This is a genomic window from Candidatus Hydrogenedentota bacterium (genome assembly GCA_013359265.1).
Lineage (GTDB): Bacteria > Hydrogenedentota > Hydrogenedentia > Hydrogenedentales > SLHB01 > JABWCD01.
The window spans coordinates 13,252-29,713 of record JABWCD010000036.1; the positions used below are offsets into that span (position 1 = coordinate 13,252).

The window sequence follows — 16,462 nt, forward strand, 5'->3', positions numbered from 1 at the left end:
CATTGCGGCTCGGACGGAGCCTCGCCCCACCCCTTGCCTGAATATCGGCAAGTGCAGGTAGTGTGCGTCACATTGCGGCTCGGACAGAGCCTCGCCCCAACCCCTCACCTGAATATCGGCAAGTGCAGGTAGTGTGCGTCACGTTGCGGCTCGGACGGAGCCTCGCCCCACCCCTTACTTGAATATCGGCAAGTGCAGGTAGTGTGCGTTACGGCAGCGTCACATTCACCGATGCTTCGCCGCTTTCCGGAACGGACACCGACGCCGTTGCGTGTTTGAATGTTTGGCCGCCGGACTGTGGATCGAACGCGACGACGATGGCTGTGTATTCGCCCGGTTGTGCGCCTTCGATGGTGAATGAACCGTCCGCCTGCGCCTGTGCGCCGCCGGCCATGCGATCGGTCAGGCCCTGATACATCTCCTGCAGGTTCGCATCCGCCGGGATCTCCACAGCGCCCGTCACCAGCATTACGCTCGTCATCCAGCCCTGCGGCGCTCCGGTGACCTTTCCGTTCACGCGCGCGCCGGAATCCAGGTCGGCGTCGAGCCGCGTCGTCTCGTCGTTCACCAACTCGACGCGGAAACTGCGCGTCCGTTGCCCTGACGGTCCTCCGACGTTCTCATGGATCATCACGTTTGCCATTCCTGGCGGCAACCCTTCAAACCGGAACGAGCCGTTGGCGCCGGACTGCACGCCCGATGCTTCGTTCGTGTCACCTTCCGTTCTGATGTTCACATTCACCCACGCGCCGGAAACCGCCTGGCCAGCGCGTGTGACGCTGCCTTCGAGCACGGCGTTTCCACTGACCATATCGAAATCGACGGTGGTCGTCTGATCCGCGACGATTTCCGCCTGCTTCGATACATTTCGGTTCGTGCCGCCGCGATTGCTATACACGGTTAACGAAACCGACCCTTCCGGCAGACCGGTGAAGCTGTACTCGCCGTTGCTTCCGACATTCACGTTGTTTTGATGGCCGCCGTCCTGCGCCCAAATCGACACGCCGTAGCCGCTCGCCGGTTTTCCGTCTACGCGCACGACGCCCTTCACGGTGCCGCCGCTGCCCAGGACGATCTGAACGGACGCGGGCGCACCGCCTGCCGATGGCGTGGCGGTCGCGGTCGCCGAAGCATAGCTTTCGTGCAGCGCGTACAGCCGCACTTCTTGCGCGGGGAGCGAATCGATCCGGAACGCGCCATTCGCGTCCGTCGTCGCGGCGGAGGGCCGCTCGCGGCGCTCCCAATCGCCCATCGGCGCGCGGCCGGTGTAGATGCGCGCACCCGCGACGCGTTCGCCGGTCTTGGTGATGACGGTGCCTTCGATCGCGCCGCCCGAATCGAGACGAATATCGACGCCGGACTTGGTCTGGCCCTCCTTCGCATCGGGAATCTTGTGCGTCGCGGGGGCGTAGCCCTGCGCTTGAACGTACAGCGTCGCGCCGCCGTCGTCCGCGCGAATCTCGAACTCTCCCTGATCGCTTACAAACGTTTGCCCGCTGTTGCCCCAGTAATTGCCGGGGTCAACCCGATCGACCTGGCCCGACATCGTCATGATCGAAAACGTGCGAACGGGCTGGCCGGACCGCGCCTCCAAAACACGGCCTTTGATCGTCGCCTTGCCGCGAAGCGTGATGTTGAAGTTCGGGTTTGGCGCCTCGACCTGCTCTTGCCGGAATTGCGTGTAGTTATTGTGGTAGACATTCACCCAATGCGCGCCAGGTTGCAGGCCGACGATTTCGTACTTTCCGTCGTCATCGGATTCGTCGTTGCCGCCACCGCCACCGGTCGGCATATACGCGTTCACATTCGCGCCTTTGATCGGCTTGCCCGCGGAATCGACGACTCGGCCCGCGATCTTGGAGCCCGAATCGAAATCGACGACGACTTTGACGCCGGTCACGTTTTCGCCCTTCGCGACCTGCACGTCGTTGCCCGTCGGCGTGGGCTGGCCCCACGACCGCGGCGGGCGCGCCTGCAGTTTGTATGCGCCTTCGCTGAGCCCCTGCACTTTGAACTTTCCGCCGTCGCGGCTCCACGCGGTCTGCTGGCGCTGATCCGGCGACGCCGGGTTCGATGCGACCGCCGTGACGTACACGTCGTCCAGCGGGTTGCCTTCCTTATCGACGACGACGCCCGCGATACTCGCGCCCGCGTCCATCACGATTTCGATGTCCGTGAGTTCGTGATCGGGGATCGTGACGTTCTCCATCGGCGGCGCGGAATAGCCCGCCTTCGACGCGGTGATCGTGACGACCGTTCCGGGCGAGAAGCCGCGATGTACCCAGCGGCCTTTTTCGTCGGTCACCATCGTTTCGCCTTCGTTGTTCGTCGCGTCGGCGCTTGTCACGTTCACCATGGGAATTGGTTCGCCGGTCTTGTCCACGACGCGCCCGCGCATGGTGAGGCCGGGCGGCACGGCGAAATCGATGCCGGTCACTTCCTCGCCCAGTCCGACCGTCGCCGACTTGTCTTCACGGTCTTCTCCGTGCCGGTATCCCGCCATCCACATGCGGCGCACGGTGTACTGGCCCGCTTGCAGCCCTTCCAGCTTGAAGACGCCGTCCTCATCCGTTTCCGCGCGGATCATACCGCCCGAACCGCCGCGCGCGCTGAACTGCATTCCAACGATCGGAGCTCCGGTCTCCGCATCCGTTGCACGCCCGGAGATCGATCCGCCCATCACGACGTTCAATTGGATGTTCTCGATGCTCTTCGCGCCTTCTATGGTAATTGGCGGGACTTGGCCGGAAATCACATACGGTTGCTTGTCGAGCGCCAGTCCATAGGCGCCGTCCGCCAGATCGGGGAACACGAACTTTCCGTCGGCGTCGGTGGAGACTTTCTGTGTGCCGAGCCGGTTGTAGCGCCCGCCGGCGAGGGAAAGGATGAGACTTACATTCGGAACGGGTTTCGTCGTGTCCACCGACACGACACTGCCGGAAAGGCTCGCGCCTTTCTTCATCACGATCTCGACGTTTTCGGAATTCAGCGCGACGTCATTGACTTCGGCGACGGCGTATCCCTCCGCCTTGGCATTGATCGTCCACGTGCCGTCGTCGACAAAATTCAGCGTGAAGGATCCGTCCGGCGCGGATTTCGTCTGCGTGTTGCCGCCGTAGATGTCGCGCTGGCCGCGTTTGCCCTGGCCGAGCGCGATTAGGGCGCCCGGTATCGGCTCGCGCTGCTCATTGATCACGTTTCCGGAGATGACGCCGGAGGCGCGGAGCGACAGGTTGACGATATTGTCTTCGGGCTCGCGCGCGTTAATCGCGGTGCCGCTCACACCGGCGAGATCGTCCTTCGTCGCGATGACGATGTACTGGCTGGGCGGTAGTTTATCGACGCGATAGAACCCCTTTACGTTCGTGCGGGCGCGCCACACGTTATCGTCGTCGTAGGTTTGGATCGCCGCATCTTTGTCGGTCCAGTAGATCGAGACCTCCGCGCCCTCGACGGGTGACTCGTCCTCCTGCAAAACGACCTGGCCGCTGATCGCGTAGTTGCCGATCTTCTTGGAGGTGGTCATCTCGCGCGGCGCGGAAGGACGCGACGCTGTTGCCGTCAATCGGCTTTCGCGGCGGGTGGACGTAACGGTGGGCGCTTCGGCCGCGTCGCGCGTGGCCGGTGTTTCCGCCTTTGACGCGACTGGCGCGGAGTCCTTTGTATCGCCTTTGTCATTGCCGCGGATGAAGTAGAACAACCCGCCGACAACGACGAGTACGGCTGCGATCAGTGCGTAAAAGCGTAGGTTCTGGTTCATTGCACCCCCGCACGAATGGTTGGTTCGAATGTGTCGGCCCTTACCATTTTAATATGGCGGATGGTGCGAGGACCGATCAAGGAACAAATTCGTAGGTTGGAGTACGATCGTGAAATGGTGCTGCGGGACGCATGTTTTCGTTGAATCGTGCGGAAATTCTCGATTGCCGTTCGCGGTTTACAGTGGCGTGCCGAAAAACCGCTTCGGTTTGACCGTAGCGAGTCGCGGCGGGTATGCTATTTATCGCGTACGATGGCGAGTCGCGCGCAGAACACGAGGTAACGAAATGGCCCGTTTTTCGCAATGGATGACGGTGAGCGCGGGCGTTGCCGCATCGCTAATCGCCTTTTCCTGCAACCCATCCGGCGGGGTCGAGCAAATCGCCGAAACCCGCACCCTGGTCACGCCCAAGGAAGCCCCGAAGGAGGAGGTTAGCTCCGCAGAGCGCTTCGGAATGACTGGCGGTGGAGCGATGGCTTCGGCGACCCAGCCCGGGTTCACGTGGACGACCCCCGAGGGCTGGGACGAGTTGCCGTCTAAACAGTTCCGAAACATTAACTTACGTCCTGCCGGCGACCCCAAGGCCGAATGTTATGTAAGCACCGCTCGCGGCAGCCTTGCCGAGAACATCAACCGCTGGCGCTCGCAGATGGCGCTCGAGCCGGTGGACGAAGCGGCCATTTCGGCGCTTCCCAAGAAACCGCTGCTCGGTGGCCAAGCCGCATACGTGGAACTCGACGGCAATTTCAAAGGCATGGGCGGCGATCAGGACAATCCGGATTTCCGCATGGTCGGGCTTGTGCTCGAGCGTGTGGGCGGCGAATCGGTGTTTGTGAAGATGACCGGGCCGAAGGCGATAGTCGAACAGGAAATGGCCAAGTTTGACGCGTTTTGCGCGTCGATCGCGCCGGGTGCGTCCGATCCGCACGCGGGTATGGTCGCCTCTGCTTCGTCGTCGGACTTACCCGAAGGCCATCCCCCTATCGGCGCCGCGGCGCAGGGCGCAGCCGGTTCAAGTTCCGGCAACCTGCCCAATGATCATCCGCCCATTGGCGCGAGTGTCCCGGGTTCGGGTGCGCCGGTGGCCGCGGGCACCATGTTGAGTTGGACGGCGCCCGAGGGGTGGACGCAGAGCGCGCCGCGCGCGATGCGCGAGGTTACGTTCACGGCCGGGGCCAACGGCGAGTCGGAATGTTACGTCGCGAAACTGTCAAACCGCGGCGGCGGCGTGGAAGCCAATTTGAATCGGTGGGCGGGCCAGATGGGTCTCGATGCGCTGACTGCAGAGGCGATCGCGGCACTCCCGAAGATCAAGGTCTTGGGCAACGATTGCTCCGTGGTGGAATTCAAGGGTACGTACACCGACATGCAGGGCGCGCCGCACGCCGATTTCCTTATGCTGGGCACGATCGCCGAAGTCGGCACGGACGCATATTTCATCAAGATGGTCGGGCCGGCCGCGGACATGGAAGCGCAAAGGGCGAACTTCGCAGCGTTTTGCGAATCGTTAAAGCTGTAATTCAATGAAAGCCTTGCTGAAGCAATCGTTCGATTTCATCGCGTCGTACGGGTTCGCGTGCATCATCTTCATCCTTCTGCTCATCCTGACGTTTTTCGGCACGCTCGAGCAGGTGCACCAGGGCCTGTATGAAGTGCAGAAGAAGTACTTTGAATCCATGTTCGTGGTGCACTGGATGCCGGTCTTCGGGGACTTTTCGCTGCCGATACCGTTGCCCGGGGTGTACTTGCTCATGGTGCTGTTCACCGTCAACCTGATAGCGGGTGGCGTCGTGCGCATCCGCAAGAACAAGAACACGGTGGGGAACCTCATCACCCACCTTGGCATGCTGGTGATGGTGTTTGCGGCGTTCGTGAACTACACGTTCGCCGAAGACGGCCACATGACGCTTGCGGAAAACGAGCAGGCCTCCGAGTTCGTCAGCTACTACTTGTGGGAAATCGCCATCGCGCAGCCGGAAGAGGGCCAGGTCGCGCGGGAAATGATAGTGCCGCACGACTCGTTCGCGTACGTTTCGTACGACGACAGCCCGAAGACGTTTGCAAACGCCACGCTGCCCTTCGATTTGTCGATCACCGCGTTCTATCCGAACAGCGTTCCCGTTGGCGCGGGGCCGTTCGTTCAGCAGACGATGAAAGTCGTGGATGGGTTTGCGTTGCAGGAAATGGACCTCGACAAGGAGGCCGAGCGCAACGTCGCGGGCGCGTACGTTCTCGTGAAGGAGAAGCAAAGCGGAGCGACGCACGAAGGCATTCTGTGGGGCCTTGCGGACGCGCCGTGGAGCGTGACGATTGACGGCAAGAAGTACACTGTCGATCTGCGGCGCAAGCGCTATCCGTTGCCGTTCACGATAGCGCTCGACAAGTTCCACCAAGAGAACCACCCGGGCACGGGCATGGCGCGCATGTTCATGAGCGAAGTGACGAAGATTGAAGAAAGCGGCGCCAGGACCCCGGTGAAAATCCAGATGAACGAACCGCTGCGCCACCTTGGGTACACGTTCTATCAGGCGTCGTGGCAGCCGGCAGACCCCGTACGCGGAACGCCGGTGCGCTCGACGCTCGCCGTCGTGAAGAATCCGTCTGACCAGTGGCCGCTGTATTCGTGCATCATCATTACCATCGGCCTGACGATTCATTTTGCCGGGAAACTAGCGAAATACATCCGGTCCGAAAACCGCAAGCTGGCCACAAGGAAAGCCACATGAGCACTGCTTACTCGATCCGCGCCGCGGCCCTGACGTTGGCGATCGCCGTTGCGGCGTTTGCGCAGCAGGGCACGCCCACGCCGCTGCCGCCGCAAGAGTGGACGCCGGAAGCGATCGAATTGTTCTCGACGTTGCCGGTGCAACACGAAGGCCGGGTCAAGCCGCTGAGCACGATGGCCGGTTTTGTGATGCTCAAGCTGCACGGGTCGCGATCGATCGAAGTGCCCGCCGCGCCGAAGGACCGCACGCTTGGCCCGATGGAGTGGATGCTGGACACGATGTTCTATCCCGACGCGGCCAGGCAGTACAAGATATTCCTCATCCAATCCTCGGAAGTGGTCGACGCGATCGGCGTCAAGCACGACGACAAGAAGAAGCGCGACCGCTATTCGTACGCGGAACTCGAGCCGGGCATCGAGAGACTTTTCCAACTCGCGCAGCAATACAACATGGAATCGCAGGGCGAAACGAAGAACCTTACGCCGGTACAGGGCCAGATCGTGAGCCTCGCGAATTCGGTATTCGAGTATCAGAAGATTACCCACTACCTGGATTTCGCGCGTTACGATTTCCACATCGAGCCCGGCAGTATTCTTTCGGAGATTATTCCGGTCCCACGGTTGACCGCGGTTTTTGCGCGCGAAACGCAGCTTGGGGTGACGGCGCTGGCGCTCGAACGCGGAATCGAAGAAATCGAGAAGAACCTGACGCCCGAGCAGTCCGAGCAATTGCGCAATGCGCTGCCCGCGGCCGTGATGCAGTTGGACGCCGACGCGCGCGCGAAGGCCGCCGGCGAAATCAATACGCTCGTGCGGGACGCGCGCGCCTTGAGCGGCCGGGCGATGGGCCTTGCTCTGTTCCCGCCGCACGGCACGCCGGAGGACCATCCCGAGTGGTTCACCGTTGCAGATGCGGTCGATCACATGTCGCACGGCGACCACGTGGATGCGGAGTTGGCGGGCCAACTGGTCGATCTCGAAGAACTTGTCGTGCAGCGCGACAACCCGCCCGCGTTCCTCACGCAGTTGAACAAATTCCACGACGAAATGGTGTCCGCGGCGACGGCCCGGGGCGAATACGGCAAGATTCCGCTCGAGGTCAGCTACTACAATTGGGACTTCTTTTACAGGGCGCTCATTCTCTACGTCCTCGCGTTCGTGGCAGTGGCTTTCTCGTGGATGGCGCCCGCGAAGCGTTGGCTCGCGTATATCGGAACCTTCCTTCTCTTTCCGCCGACAATCCTGCTCGTAACGGGCATCGTCTACCGCTGCATCATCCGCGAACGCCCACCCGTAAGCACGCTGTATGAAGTCATTCTCTTCGTCACGGCGGTGTCCTGCATCGTCGCGATATTCATCGAGCTAGTGAACCGGCAGCGCGTGGCGATGTCGGTTGGCGCGTTGATCGGCGCGATGGGACTGTTCATCGCGTTCCGGTTCGAGGCGCAACAGGGCGTCGACACGATGCCGCAACTCGTGGCCGTGCTCGACACGAATTTCTGGCTCGCGACACACGTCACGACCGTAACGATGGGTTACGCCGCGGGGCTGCTCGCCGCGGCTATCGCGCACGTTTACATTATCGGCAGGTTGTTCAATTTGAAGAAAGACGATCCTCAGTTCTACAAGAACATCTACCGCATGATTTACGGTGTGATTTGTTTCGGCCTCCTCTTCTCCGTTGTCGGCACGGTGCTGGGGGGCATCTGGGCGAACGACAGTTGGGGACGGTTCTGGGGATGGGACCCGAAGGAGAACGGCGCGCTCATGATCGTGCTGTGGGAGCTGGCCATTCTTCATGGCCGCCTGGCGGGATACGTCCGCGATCTTGGGGTCGCGATGGCGGCGACGTTCAACGCGATTATTGTCGCGTTTTCGTTGTGGGGCGTGAACCTGCTCGGCGTGGGCCTTCACAGCTACGGGTTCACCAGCGGCATCATGCCGTGGCTCCTGACGTTTTACATTATCGAGTTGATCGTAGTGTTCCTGGGCGCCGTGGTGTGGTACCGCCAGAGATTCGCTGCGCCAACGCCGGCGCCGGTTGCCGGCGGCGCCGCGGCCCCGACGCGAAAGAAGCAACTTCCGGCGAAAGCGCATAAACAGTAACGGCGTTGTATTGAAGTAGGGCCGAATTCCAATTCGGCCCTGCTTTGTTTTTTGCGCCGATCCGTTTTTGAACGCGCCACCCGCGGGATTCCGGTTGAGAAATCGCGCGGTTTGCCGTAGAATTTCGCCGTCTTGGTTGTGTCCAGCACGTTACGCAGAGGGGTTAACGGAGAGAGTCACGCTCACCGGTATCGAGGGGAGCGACGCGCCGCACCAGCCGTCTGCATTACATCGAGGAGGAACTTGAATGTTGAGGTCCGAACCAGTACGCGCAATGTCAGCCGCGCTGTGCATCGTGCTTGCCATCGCGCTTGTCACCCCCGCGCAGGCGGGAATCCTGAAGAAGATCAAGGGCGGGGGTTCGTCCGAATCGTCGTCCACCGAGGCGGCGCCACCTCCCGCGGAGAAGGCCGCCCCCGCGCCCTCCGGTCCGAAAATCATTGTGTGCGTGGACGATTTTGAAGGCGCGGGCAAGCTGGGTTGGGACGAAGGCCCCGTGATGGGCGCGATGCTTTCCGACGCGCTGATGCAGAGCGGCCGGTTCCTTGTCGTCGAACGGCCGAAACTCGATAATGCAATCAGAGAGCAGGACCTCAGCGCGGCGGGCCGAATCAACCAGCAGACGGCGCGGCAGATCGGCCAGATTGTCGGCGCGCAGTTCCTAATCCAGGGCACCGTGACGCAGTTCGAGCCGGGCGAATCCGGGCAGAGCGGCCGCATCGGCGTTCCCATCGGCGGGTTCGGAAGCGTCGGAATCGGCGGCAGCAAAGTCACGTCGAAGATCGCCATGACGCTGCGAATCATCGACCTCACCACGACGGTTGTGCTCTCGACGCACAAGGCGGAAGAGACCGCCACGCACAAGTCGATCGGCGCGGACGTTTACGCGAAAGGCTTCAGCGCCGGCGGCGATCAGTTCAAGAAGACGCCACTGGGCGAGACTGCCGAGAAGTGCATCAGCAAGTGTGTTGACCACATTACCGCGACGCTCGGCAACCAGCCGTTCCGTGTCCGCGTGGCCGACTTTGACGGCAAGACCATTATTATTAACGCCGGCACGAACCGCGGCGTCGAAGTGGGCATGACCCTCAAAGCGCTCAAAGAAGGCAAGACGATCGTCGATCCGGACACCGGCCTTCCGCTTGAGGTGTCCTTCACCGAGACCGGTACCGTCAAGGTCGACTCGGTCTCCGAGAAGATTGCACGCTGCTCGCTGGTGGACGGGAAGATGCCCGCCAAGGGGGATTCGTTGGTATTACCGAAGTAACGGCTTACACAAGGTGACTTGCCGGGAGCGTCCCGTGGATGGGGCGCTCCCGTTTTTTTTTGCGGGCCCGGCCAACCCCATTCCGGCACGCGCTGCTGATAGAATTACCCAATGAGCAATTCGGGCGGTAACGGTATGCGATTCGGCGGGCTGACGAGTCGAGTGCTCGTCTGGATGATGCTGCTCGCCTTCGTGCCGATGGCGATCATGACGGGCCAGGGTTATCACTGCGCGCGTGAGGCGATTCTGGAGGAGACCAACGAGCATCTGCTGTCGTTGGCGACGTCGCGGAGCGCGTTGGTTTCGACGTGGTTTGCGCAACGCTTCAGCGAGATCGACGTCATCGCGTCGTCTCCATCGGTCGCGCGCTGCTGCGCCCACTTTGCCAACCTCTCTGAGGAAGATATTGACCGGGAAGCCACCGTCATGCTTCGCGCGGTGCTTGGCCGGGTTGACAGCTACGACGGGATCGCGGTGCTTGGCGCGGACGGGGCGGTTGTCGCACGCGTGTCGCGTGATGGGACGGATACAGGCGACGCGGGCGCATACGTTCGGACAGGCGGTATTCTTGCCGCCGACGGCGAGATCGAGATGCTGCGCCCCGAACTGGACGGTAACGGCAATGTCGTTCTGTTTATCGGCCGCCACATACAATCGGGCGGATCGCGGCAGGGACTTGTGGTTGCGAAACTGAACCTCACACGCGGCCTCGAACCGCTGCTGCACGATCGGGCCGGATTGGGAGAGACTGGACGCACGTACCTGGCTTGGGTCGATCGTTCGGCGTCTTCGCGCGCGGAGTCAAAGGACGCCGCGCATTCGGTCCAAATTCTGACGGAGCCGTTGCCGAATATGGACCGAGTTGCGATGCGGAGGCCCCTGCCCGACGCGATCGCCGCGCGCGGTCTTCCCGGCCAGGTCGAACACGTCGAGTACACGGACGAACGCGGTAAAGCCGTATGGGCCCGGCTCGCCGCCGTTGCATTGTTCCCGATGGAGGTCATTGTCGAACAGGACGTGGACGAGGCGTTGGCATGGATCGACGTGCTTCTGCGCCGCGTTGCCGTGACGGGCGCCGTCACGTTTCTGGTAATCCTGGTGGTGGCAGTGTGGACATCGCGCAAACTGGGTGAACCCCTACGCGTGCTCGCCCGCGTCGCGCAGAACGTGACCACGGGCAACGCACAGGATCGCGTCGGGCCACTGAGCGGCACGGAAGCGGAAGACGTGCGCAAGGCATTTAATACGATGCTCGACGAGCTGGCCGCGCAACAGCGCGAGCTGGTCCGCACGGCGACCTTGGCGTCGGTCGGCGAACTGAGTTCCAGCATCGTCCATGAGATGCGCAACCCGTTGTCGTCGATCAAAATGAACCTGCAATCGCTGCTTCGGACGGTCGAGTCCGATCCCGGGTACCGCGAACTCGCCGATATTGCGATTGCGCAGGTAGCACGCCTCGAACGTATGTTGAACGATTTGTTGCAGTACGGGCGTCCGGTGGAAATCCGCCGTCAGCCGATGCGCTTCGATGACCTGGCGCGTTCGGCGATCTCCTTGACCGTTGACCAGGCGTCGAAGAACCGGGTCCGTGTCGTGGTGGAAGACGAATTGAACGACACGGCGCTTTTCGTCGATTCCGAACTCATGTGCAGGGCCTTGACCAATCTCGTGCTTAACGGCATCGAGGCGGCGCCTCAAGGCGGGTTGGTCACGGTGCGGGGCCGCAGAGACGCGGACGAGCGCGCGATCGTAGAAGTCATTGACACGGGCAGCGGAATATCCAGCGAAACGCTCGATCAGGTGTTTCAGCCGTTTTTTACGACCAAACCGGCGGGAACGGGGCTTGGCTTGGCGAACGTCAGGAAGATCGTCGAGCTTCACGGCGGGTCGGTAACTGCCGGCAACGGGAACGGCGGCGGCGCCGTGTTTGCTATTCGCTTACCCCTGACAAGGGAAAACATCGCATGAAGATACTCGTCATCGACGACGACGCGGCGTTGTGCCGATCGCTCCAGATTCATCTCGAGCGGGACGGTCATTTTGTACGATCGTGCCATACCGCGCGCGAAGGAATGTCGCTACATGCCGAAGGCGGGTTCGATCTAACATTCGTCGACTTGAAGCTCCCGGACGGCTCGGGCTTGGACGTGCTGAAGGCCATTCGGGACGCCGAATCGCCCGGTCTGGCGGTGATGATAACGGGCACGCAGGACATGAAGGCCACGATCGAGGCCGTGCGACTGGGCGCGTTCGATTACATCCGAAAGCCGCTCGATCTCGAGGCCGTACTGATCGCCGTGGAGAAGGCGGCCCAGGAACAGATTCGGGCCAAGTCGAAACGCCGCGTCCCCCTCGAACAGGCGTTTCATCCGCGGGAGATCGTCGGCGCGAGCCGCTCGATCGTCGAGGTCATCAAGCAAGTTGGCGTGCTGAGCCAGAACCGAATCCCGGTGCTAATCGAGGGTGAAAGCGGCACCGGGAAGGAGCTTGTCGCCCGCGCCTTACACGAGGCCACGTCGCCCGGCAAACCGTTTGTGGCGATCAATTGCAGTTCCGTGGTCCCGACGTTACTGGAGAGCGAACTGTTTGGGCACGTGCGCGGCGCATTCACGGGCGCAGACCACGACAAGGTGGGCCGGCTCGAGCATGCCGGCGAGGGCACGGTGTTCTTCGACGAGATTGGCGATATGGCCGTCGATCTTCAGGCGAAACTGTTGCGGGCGATCCAGGAGCGAAGCTTCGAACCTGTTGGAGGCGTGAAGTGCATTCCGCTGCGCGCGCGAATCGTCGCGGCGACCCACCGCGACGTCGAGTCCATGGTTGCGTCTGGCGCGTTTCGCGGAGACTTGTACTACAGGCTTGGAGTATCCACGATCCGTGTCCCTCCGCTGCGCGAGCGGCGCGACGACATTCCGCTATTGACGTCGCATGTGCTGGCCCGCGTGAGCCAGGAACTGCATCGCTGCGTGTCGCACGTTGACGACAAGGCGATGCGCTGCCTGCAAGCCTACGACTGGCCGGGAAACGTGCGCGAACTGGAGAATGTGCTCACGCGGGCGGTGCTGCTCGCCCGCACCGATACGCTGCTCGAGGACAATGTGGCCGCTTCCATCGGCGACCGGCCCGCGGCATACGCTGGTCCGGAAGCGCCGGTGAAGACACTTCGCGACGCGGAACGCGATCACGTCGAAAGGGCCTTGCGCTCGACCGGCTGGAACGTGACGCAGACGGCGGCATTGCTCGATATATCGCCGACGACGTTGCGAAAGAAAATCCACGACTACGAATTGAACGCTCCGGCGGACAAATAGCGAATCGAAAATCCGGTTGCCCTGCAAGTACGAAGACCGATCGATCTTTTGTGCTCGTGCTACTCTTGAAGCAATCGATCTCGTCCCTCGTCGTCTTCGATCTTTGGCCTCCGCCAATTCCAATCCGCGCGCACGGGCCACCGGATAAATCGCGCAACCGCAGAGCAGGGACGCTTTTGCGTCCCTGCTCTATTGTGGAATTCGACGTTGCGATTGTAAGAGCATATTAAGAAACGTCGTCCGGTATGTCCCGTAGATTTCGGTGCAAATCGAGTGTGCGATTACGAGCACGAGAATATAGAGTATTTCAAGGTCGGCTGCACCGCGTGCTCGTGCTCCTGCTCATCATCGTACTCGATCTTATCGAGGATCGAGTGCGAGTACGATGACGACTCACGAGCAGGAGCACGAAACAGACGGTGTGCTCAAACTTGAATTGCTCTAGCTACGCAATAGCTCCGATTGCTTTAATTTGGGAAGACATGCTTGTGTTTGTAGTGGTCAACGACGCGCGTGCGCGATGCCGTTGTTGCCCGCGGCGACGCGGAGGGCTTGGCGGACTCGTCGTTGTAGATCTTCGTCACGAACCGCCCGTGGCGGACATACTTGCCGAGGTCGCCCTTGTCGTAGATGACGCGGGTGTCTTTCGCCGCCGTACTTGTGCTTCCGTGCGTTGGGTCGAGGTCGCCGGACACCGCACGCCACACGAAGCGCCCTTTTCTTACGAGGTCGCCGCTGTCCGCGAAGGCGCTCGATGAAACGAACATAATCGCGAGCAATGCCGCGCCGATTACCGCTGTCCGATGCTTGAAGGTGATGTACATGGTTTCGATCTCCTGTTGAGCCGGATTTGTCCATCGCGGTAATGGCGGCTCCTGCCATTACGCGCTCTTTGTCGGCGTCCGCGGTGTATGCCCGGCCGCGGGTCGTTTCCGACGTCGTCCGCCACCTAAAGAGCATCCGGCGTGCCGAGTGGCCACGCTGCTCACAGTCATGGACTTACGACAAAACAGGGGGAGTCGAGCCAATGAATGTTCGCCAGAAACCCGCGCGTATCCGGTCAGGTTCTGGTTGGTCGCCGCCCGGTCCAAAAGGGGCGTTGATTGAACAGGATTGTCCCGCCTGCGAGGGGCCGCCGCGTTGCCGGGCACGGCGCCCGCGTGCTATCCTTTTTCGTTCGCAAGCACGATTCTGGGCTGGCGTCACGCATGCGCGGCAGGCCGCGTCCGACGCCAAAGGAGTAGAGGTGTCCGTTTCATGATCCAAGACGCGATGCGCAAGCACAAGCGCCTGATGCTCGGTATTCTGTTGGTCCTGATTATCGGGCCGTTTGTGTTGTGGGGCGGCAGCTTCGGATACGGTTCGGATCCGTCCATGGTTGAAGGGGGCGGTGCCGTAGCGGTCGTGGGGGATACGCCGATTTCGGCGGAATTGTACCGGCGGGACCTCCAGATGCAGCGCCAGCAGATGGCGCAATTCGGCGGGCAACCTCCCAGCCCCGAGCAGATGCTGAGGGATGGCACGGCGATGCGCGTGCTTGACATTCTCGTCGGCCGGGAACTGCTGGCGAGCCAGGCGAAGAGCGGGGACTACCAGTTCGACCGTGAGTATCTCGTCGAGAAGATTAAAGAATGGCCCGCATTTCAGGACGAGGCGGGCAATTTCGACGCGAAACGCTGGAACGAGGTCGTCCGCCAACGGCAAAACTGGAACGTGTTTTACGAACAGGAACGCTTGGATACGGCCTATCAACTGGTCGTGCAGCGCGCCGCTGCCTCGGCCCGCGTGCTGGACGAGGACATCCGAAAGCAATTCGAGGAGCAGAATACGTCGTACGAACTGAAGTACGTCGCGGTCGCCCCGAAGATCGAACCGTCGGAAGAGCAGATTAAGGAGACGTACGACCAGAACACGGAAGCGTACGCCTTGCCGGAAAAGCGGAAGGCGGAGTTTGTCGCGTTTTCGCTCGTCCCGCCGATGCCGCAATTGGCCAACGACCTCGTGACGCGCGCGCGCGGCGGCGAAGACTTCGGGAAACTTGCCACCGAGAATTCCACGGCGCCGAGCAAGGACAAAGGCGGCGATCTCGATTGGTTGACGGAGGGCCCGGTGGTGAGCCCGCATCGCAAGCCCTTGTTTGCGCTGCAAAAGGGGCAGGTGAGCGATCCCGCCTACGGCCCGAACGGATACTACATTTACAAAGTCGAGGACGAACGCACCGATCCGACAACGAACGCGCGCGAAGTGAAGGCGCGCGAGATTCTCGTTTCCGCGGTGTTGTCCGAGGAAGAGTATAAGGCGGCGCAGGACAAGGCGAAGCAGCTTCAGGAGAAGGCCAAGTCGAATGGCGACTTGCGCGCGGCAGCCTTGGAGGCGGGCCTCGAGGTGCAGACGACCGGCCAGTTCTCCATCGAATCGCTCAATATCGAAAACCTGCCGGACTCGGACGCGCGGCAGTTCCGGTCGCGCCTCGCGACGGTGGCGCTGAACGAAGTCGCGGAGCCGCTCGAAGCGCAGCGCAACATCTACGTCGCGAAGGTAATCGAACTCGAGGCGGCGGTGCCGCAACCGCTCGAGGCGGTACGCGAAAAGGTCGTGCAAGACACGATCGCGCGCATCGGCGGTTCGCCGGAGTACCGCAAGCAGACGGAAGACCTGGCGCGATCAATTTTGGAATCGGCGAAGTCGCTGCAGGACGTCGTGACGCAGCACCCGGAGCTCAACGCAATAATCGAGACGATTCCGTCGTTCACCACGAAGACGTACGACTTCCAGAAAGGCCCGATGTGGAACCCGCGCGACGTGTTGGAGACCGCCAAGACGAAGGAGCCGGGCGCGTTTTTCGGGCCAATTACGGACTTCATGGGAAAGACGTACTTCGTCGAACTCGTGAGCAAGACGCCGCCCGACGAAAAAGCGTGGGCGGAACAATGGCCGAAGGAAGAGAAGGCCCTGCGTGAGCAGGCCCTGATGCAGGAACAGCGCCGGCGCTTGGATGACTACGTCGCGTACCTTCGCGAAGATTTGGTCGCGAAAGGACACTACCAGATCGATACAGCGGCGTTTAATCGCGCGCTTGGGATCGAACAGGAAACGCCCGCCGAAGCGGCGCCGGAATCGACGGCGCCAGTTGATGCGGCCGCGCCGGCAACCGAGGGCGCCGCTACGGATGCTGCCGCTGCGCCTGCGCCTGCGGAACCGGCCCCAGCGACTGCCGAGTCAACCCCGGCGCCGAGCGAACCCGCTGCGGCCCCTGCGGAAACTCCAGCGCCCGCGCAGTAGCCTGCGTACGA

9 protein-coding genes are annotated in these 16,462 nt (G+C 61.7%); 7 read left to right on the forward strand and 2 right to left on the reverse strand.

Going from position 1 to position 16,462, the window contains the following annotated elements; translation table 11 throughout:
- Positions 1–208: 208 nt before the first annotated feature.
- Positions 209–3,760 carry a carboxypeptidase regulatory-like domain-containing protein gene (locus HUU46_23675; GenBank protein ID NUM56638.1) on the reverse strand — a complete coding sequence of 1,184 codons (3,552 nt, stop codon included), beginning with the start codon at positions 3,758–3,760 and terminating at the stop codon, positions 209–211.
- 286 nt (positions 3,761–4,046) lie between these two features.
- Between HUU46_23675 and HUU46_23680 the strand changes: the two genes are divergently transcribed.
- The 6 genes from HUU46_23680 to HUU46_23705 all read left to right on the forward strand — a co-directional run bounded on the left by HUU46_23680 (position 4,047) and on the right by HUU46_23705 (position 13,169).
- Complete coding sequence (locus tag HUU46_23680; protein NUM56639.1) at positions 4,047–5,279, forward strand: hypothetical protein; 1,233 nt, start codon at positions 4,047–4,049, stop codon at positions 5,277–5,279.
- A 4-nt stretch (positions 5,280–5,283) separates the two neighbouring features.
- Positions 5,284–6,486 carry a cytochrome c biogenesis protein ResB gene (locus tag HUU46_23685; protein ID NUM56640.1) on the forward strand — a complete coding sequence of 401 codons (1,203 nt, stop codon included), beginning with the start codon at positions 5,284–5,286 and terminating at the stop codon, positions 6,484–6,486.
- Positions 6,483–8,591 (forward strand): cytochrome c biogenesis protein CcsA, encoded by a 2,109-nt coding sequence (gene ccsA, locus HUU46_23690; protein NUM56641.1) that lies wholly within the window; start codon positions 6,483–6,485, stop codon positions 8,589–8,591. Before HUU46_23685 ends, ccsA begins: the two co-directional genes overlap by 4 nt.
- Before the next feature lie 247 nt (positions 8,592–8,838).
- The gene (locus HUU46_23695) at positions 8,839–9,858 is read left to right on the forward strand and encodes a hypothetical protein (GenBank protein NUM56642.1); all 1,020 of its coding nucleotides are present in this window, start codon (positions 8,839–8,841) and stop codon (positions 9,856–9,858) included.
- A gap of 111 nt (positions 9,859–9,969) precedes the next feature.
- Positions 9,970–11,826, forward strand: a complete 1,857-nt coding sequence (locus HUU46_23700; GenBank protein ID NUM56643.1) for a HAMP domain-containing protein — start codon at positions 9,970–9,972, stop codon at positions 11,824–11,826.
- On the forward strand, positions 11,823–13,169 hold the full coding sequence (locus HUU46_23705; protein ID NUM56644.1) for a sigma-54-dependent Fis family transcriptional regulator: 1,347 nt from the start codon (positions 11,823–11,825) through the stop codon (positions 13,167–13,169). Before HUU46_23700 ends, HUU46_23705 begins: the two co-directional genes overlap by 4 nt.
- Before the next feature lie 467 nt (positions 13,170–13,636).
- On the opposite strand, the gene HUU46_23710 is transcribed toward HUU46_23705, so the two are convergent.
- Positions 13,637–13,993, reverse strand: coding sequence for a hypothetical protein (locus tag HUU46_23710; GenBank protein ID NUM56645.1), 357 nt, complete (start codon positions 13,991–13,993; stop codon positions 13,637–13,639).
- Between the two features lie 433 nt (positions 13,994–14,426).
- Between HUU46_23710 and HUU46_23715 the strand changes: the two genes are divergently transcribed.
- Positions 14,427–16,451, forward strand: coding sequence for a SurA N-terminal domain-containing protein (locus HUU46_23715; protein ID NUM56646.1), 2,025 nt, complete (start codon positions 14,427–14,429; stop codon positions 16,449–16,451).
- Positions 16,452–16,462 lie beyond the last annotated feature (11 nt).

What these genes read in the sequence shown, in the direction of transcription:
- HUU46_23675 (NUM56638.1), bottom strand. Translation starts at nt 3,760, where the DNA reads ATGAACCAGAACCTACGCTTTTACGCACTGATCGCAGCCGTACTCGTC.
- HUU46_23680 (NUM56639.1), top strand. Translation starts at nt 4,047, where the DNA reads ATGGCCCGTTTTTCGCAATGGATGACGGTGAGCGCGGGCGTTGCCGCA.
- HUU46_23685 (NUM56640.1), top strand. Translation starts at nt 5,284, where the DNA reads ATGAAAGCCTTGCTGAAGCAATCGTTCGATTTCATCGCGTCGTACGGG.
- ccsA (NUM56641.1), top strand. Translation starts at nt 6,483, where the DNA reads ATGAGCACTGCTTACTCGATCCGCGCCGCGGCCCTGACGTTGGCGATC.
- HUU46_23695 (NUM56642.1), top strand. Translation starts at nt 8,839, where the DNA reads ATGTTGAGGTCCGAACCAGTACGCGCAATGTCAGCCGCGCTGTGCATC.
- HUU46_23700 (NUM56643.1), top strand. Translation starts at nt 9,970, where the DNA reads ATGAGCAATTCGGGCGGTAACGGTATGCGATTCGGCGGGCTGACGAGT.
- HUU46_23705 (NUM56644.1), top strand. Translation starts at nt 11,823, where the DNA reads ATGAAGATACTCGTCATCGACGACGACGCGGCGTTGTGCCGATCGCTC.
- HUU46_23710 (NUM56645.1), bottom strand. Translation starts at nt 13,993, where the DNA reads ATGTACATCACCTTCAAGCATCGGACAGCGGTAATCGGCGCGGCATTG.
- HUU46_23715 (NUM56646.1), top strand. Translation starts at nt 14,427, where the DNA reads ATGATCCAAGACGCGATGCGCAAGCACAAGCGCCTGATGCTCGGTATT.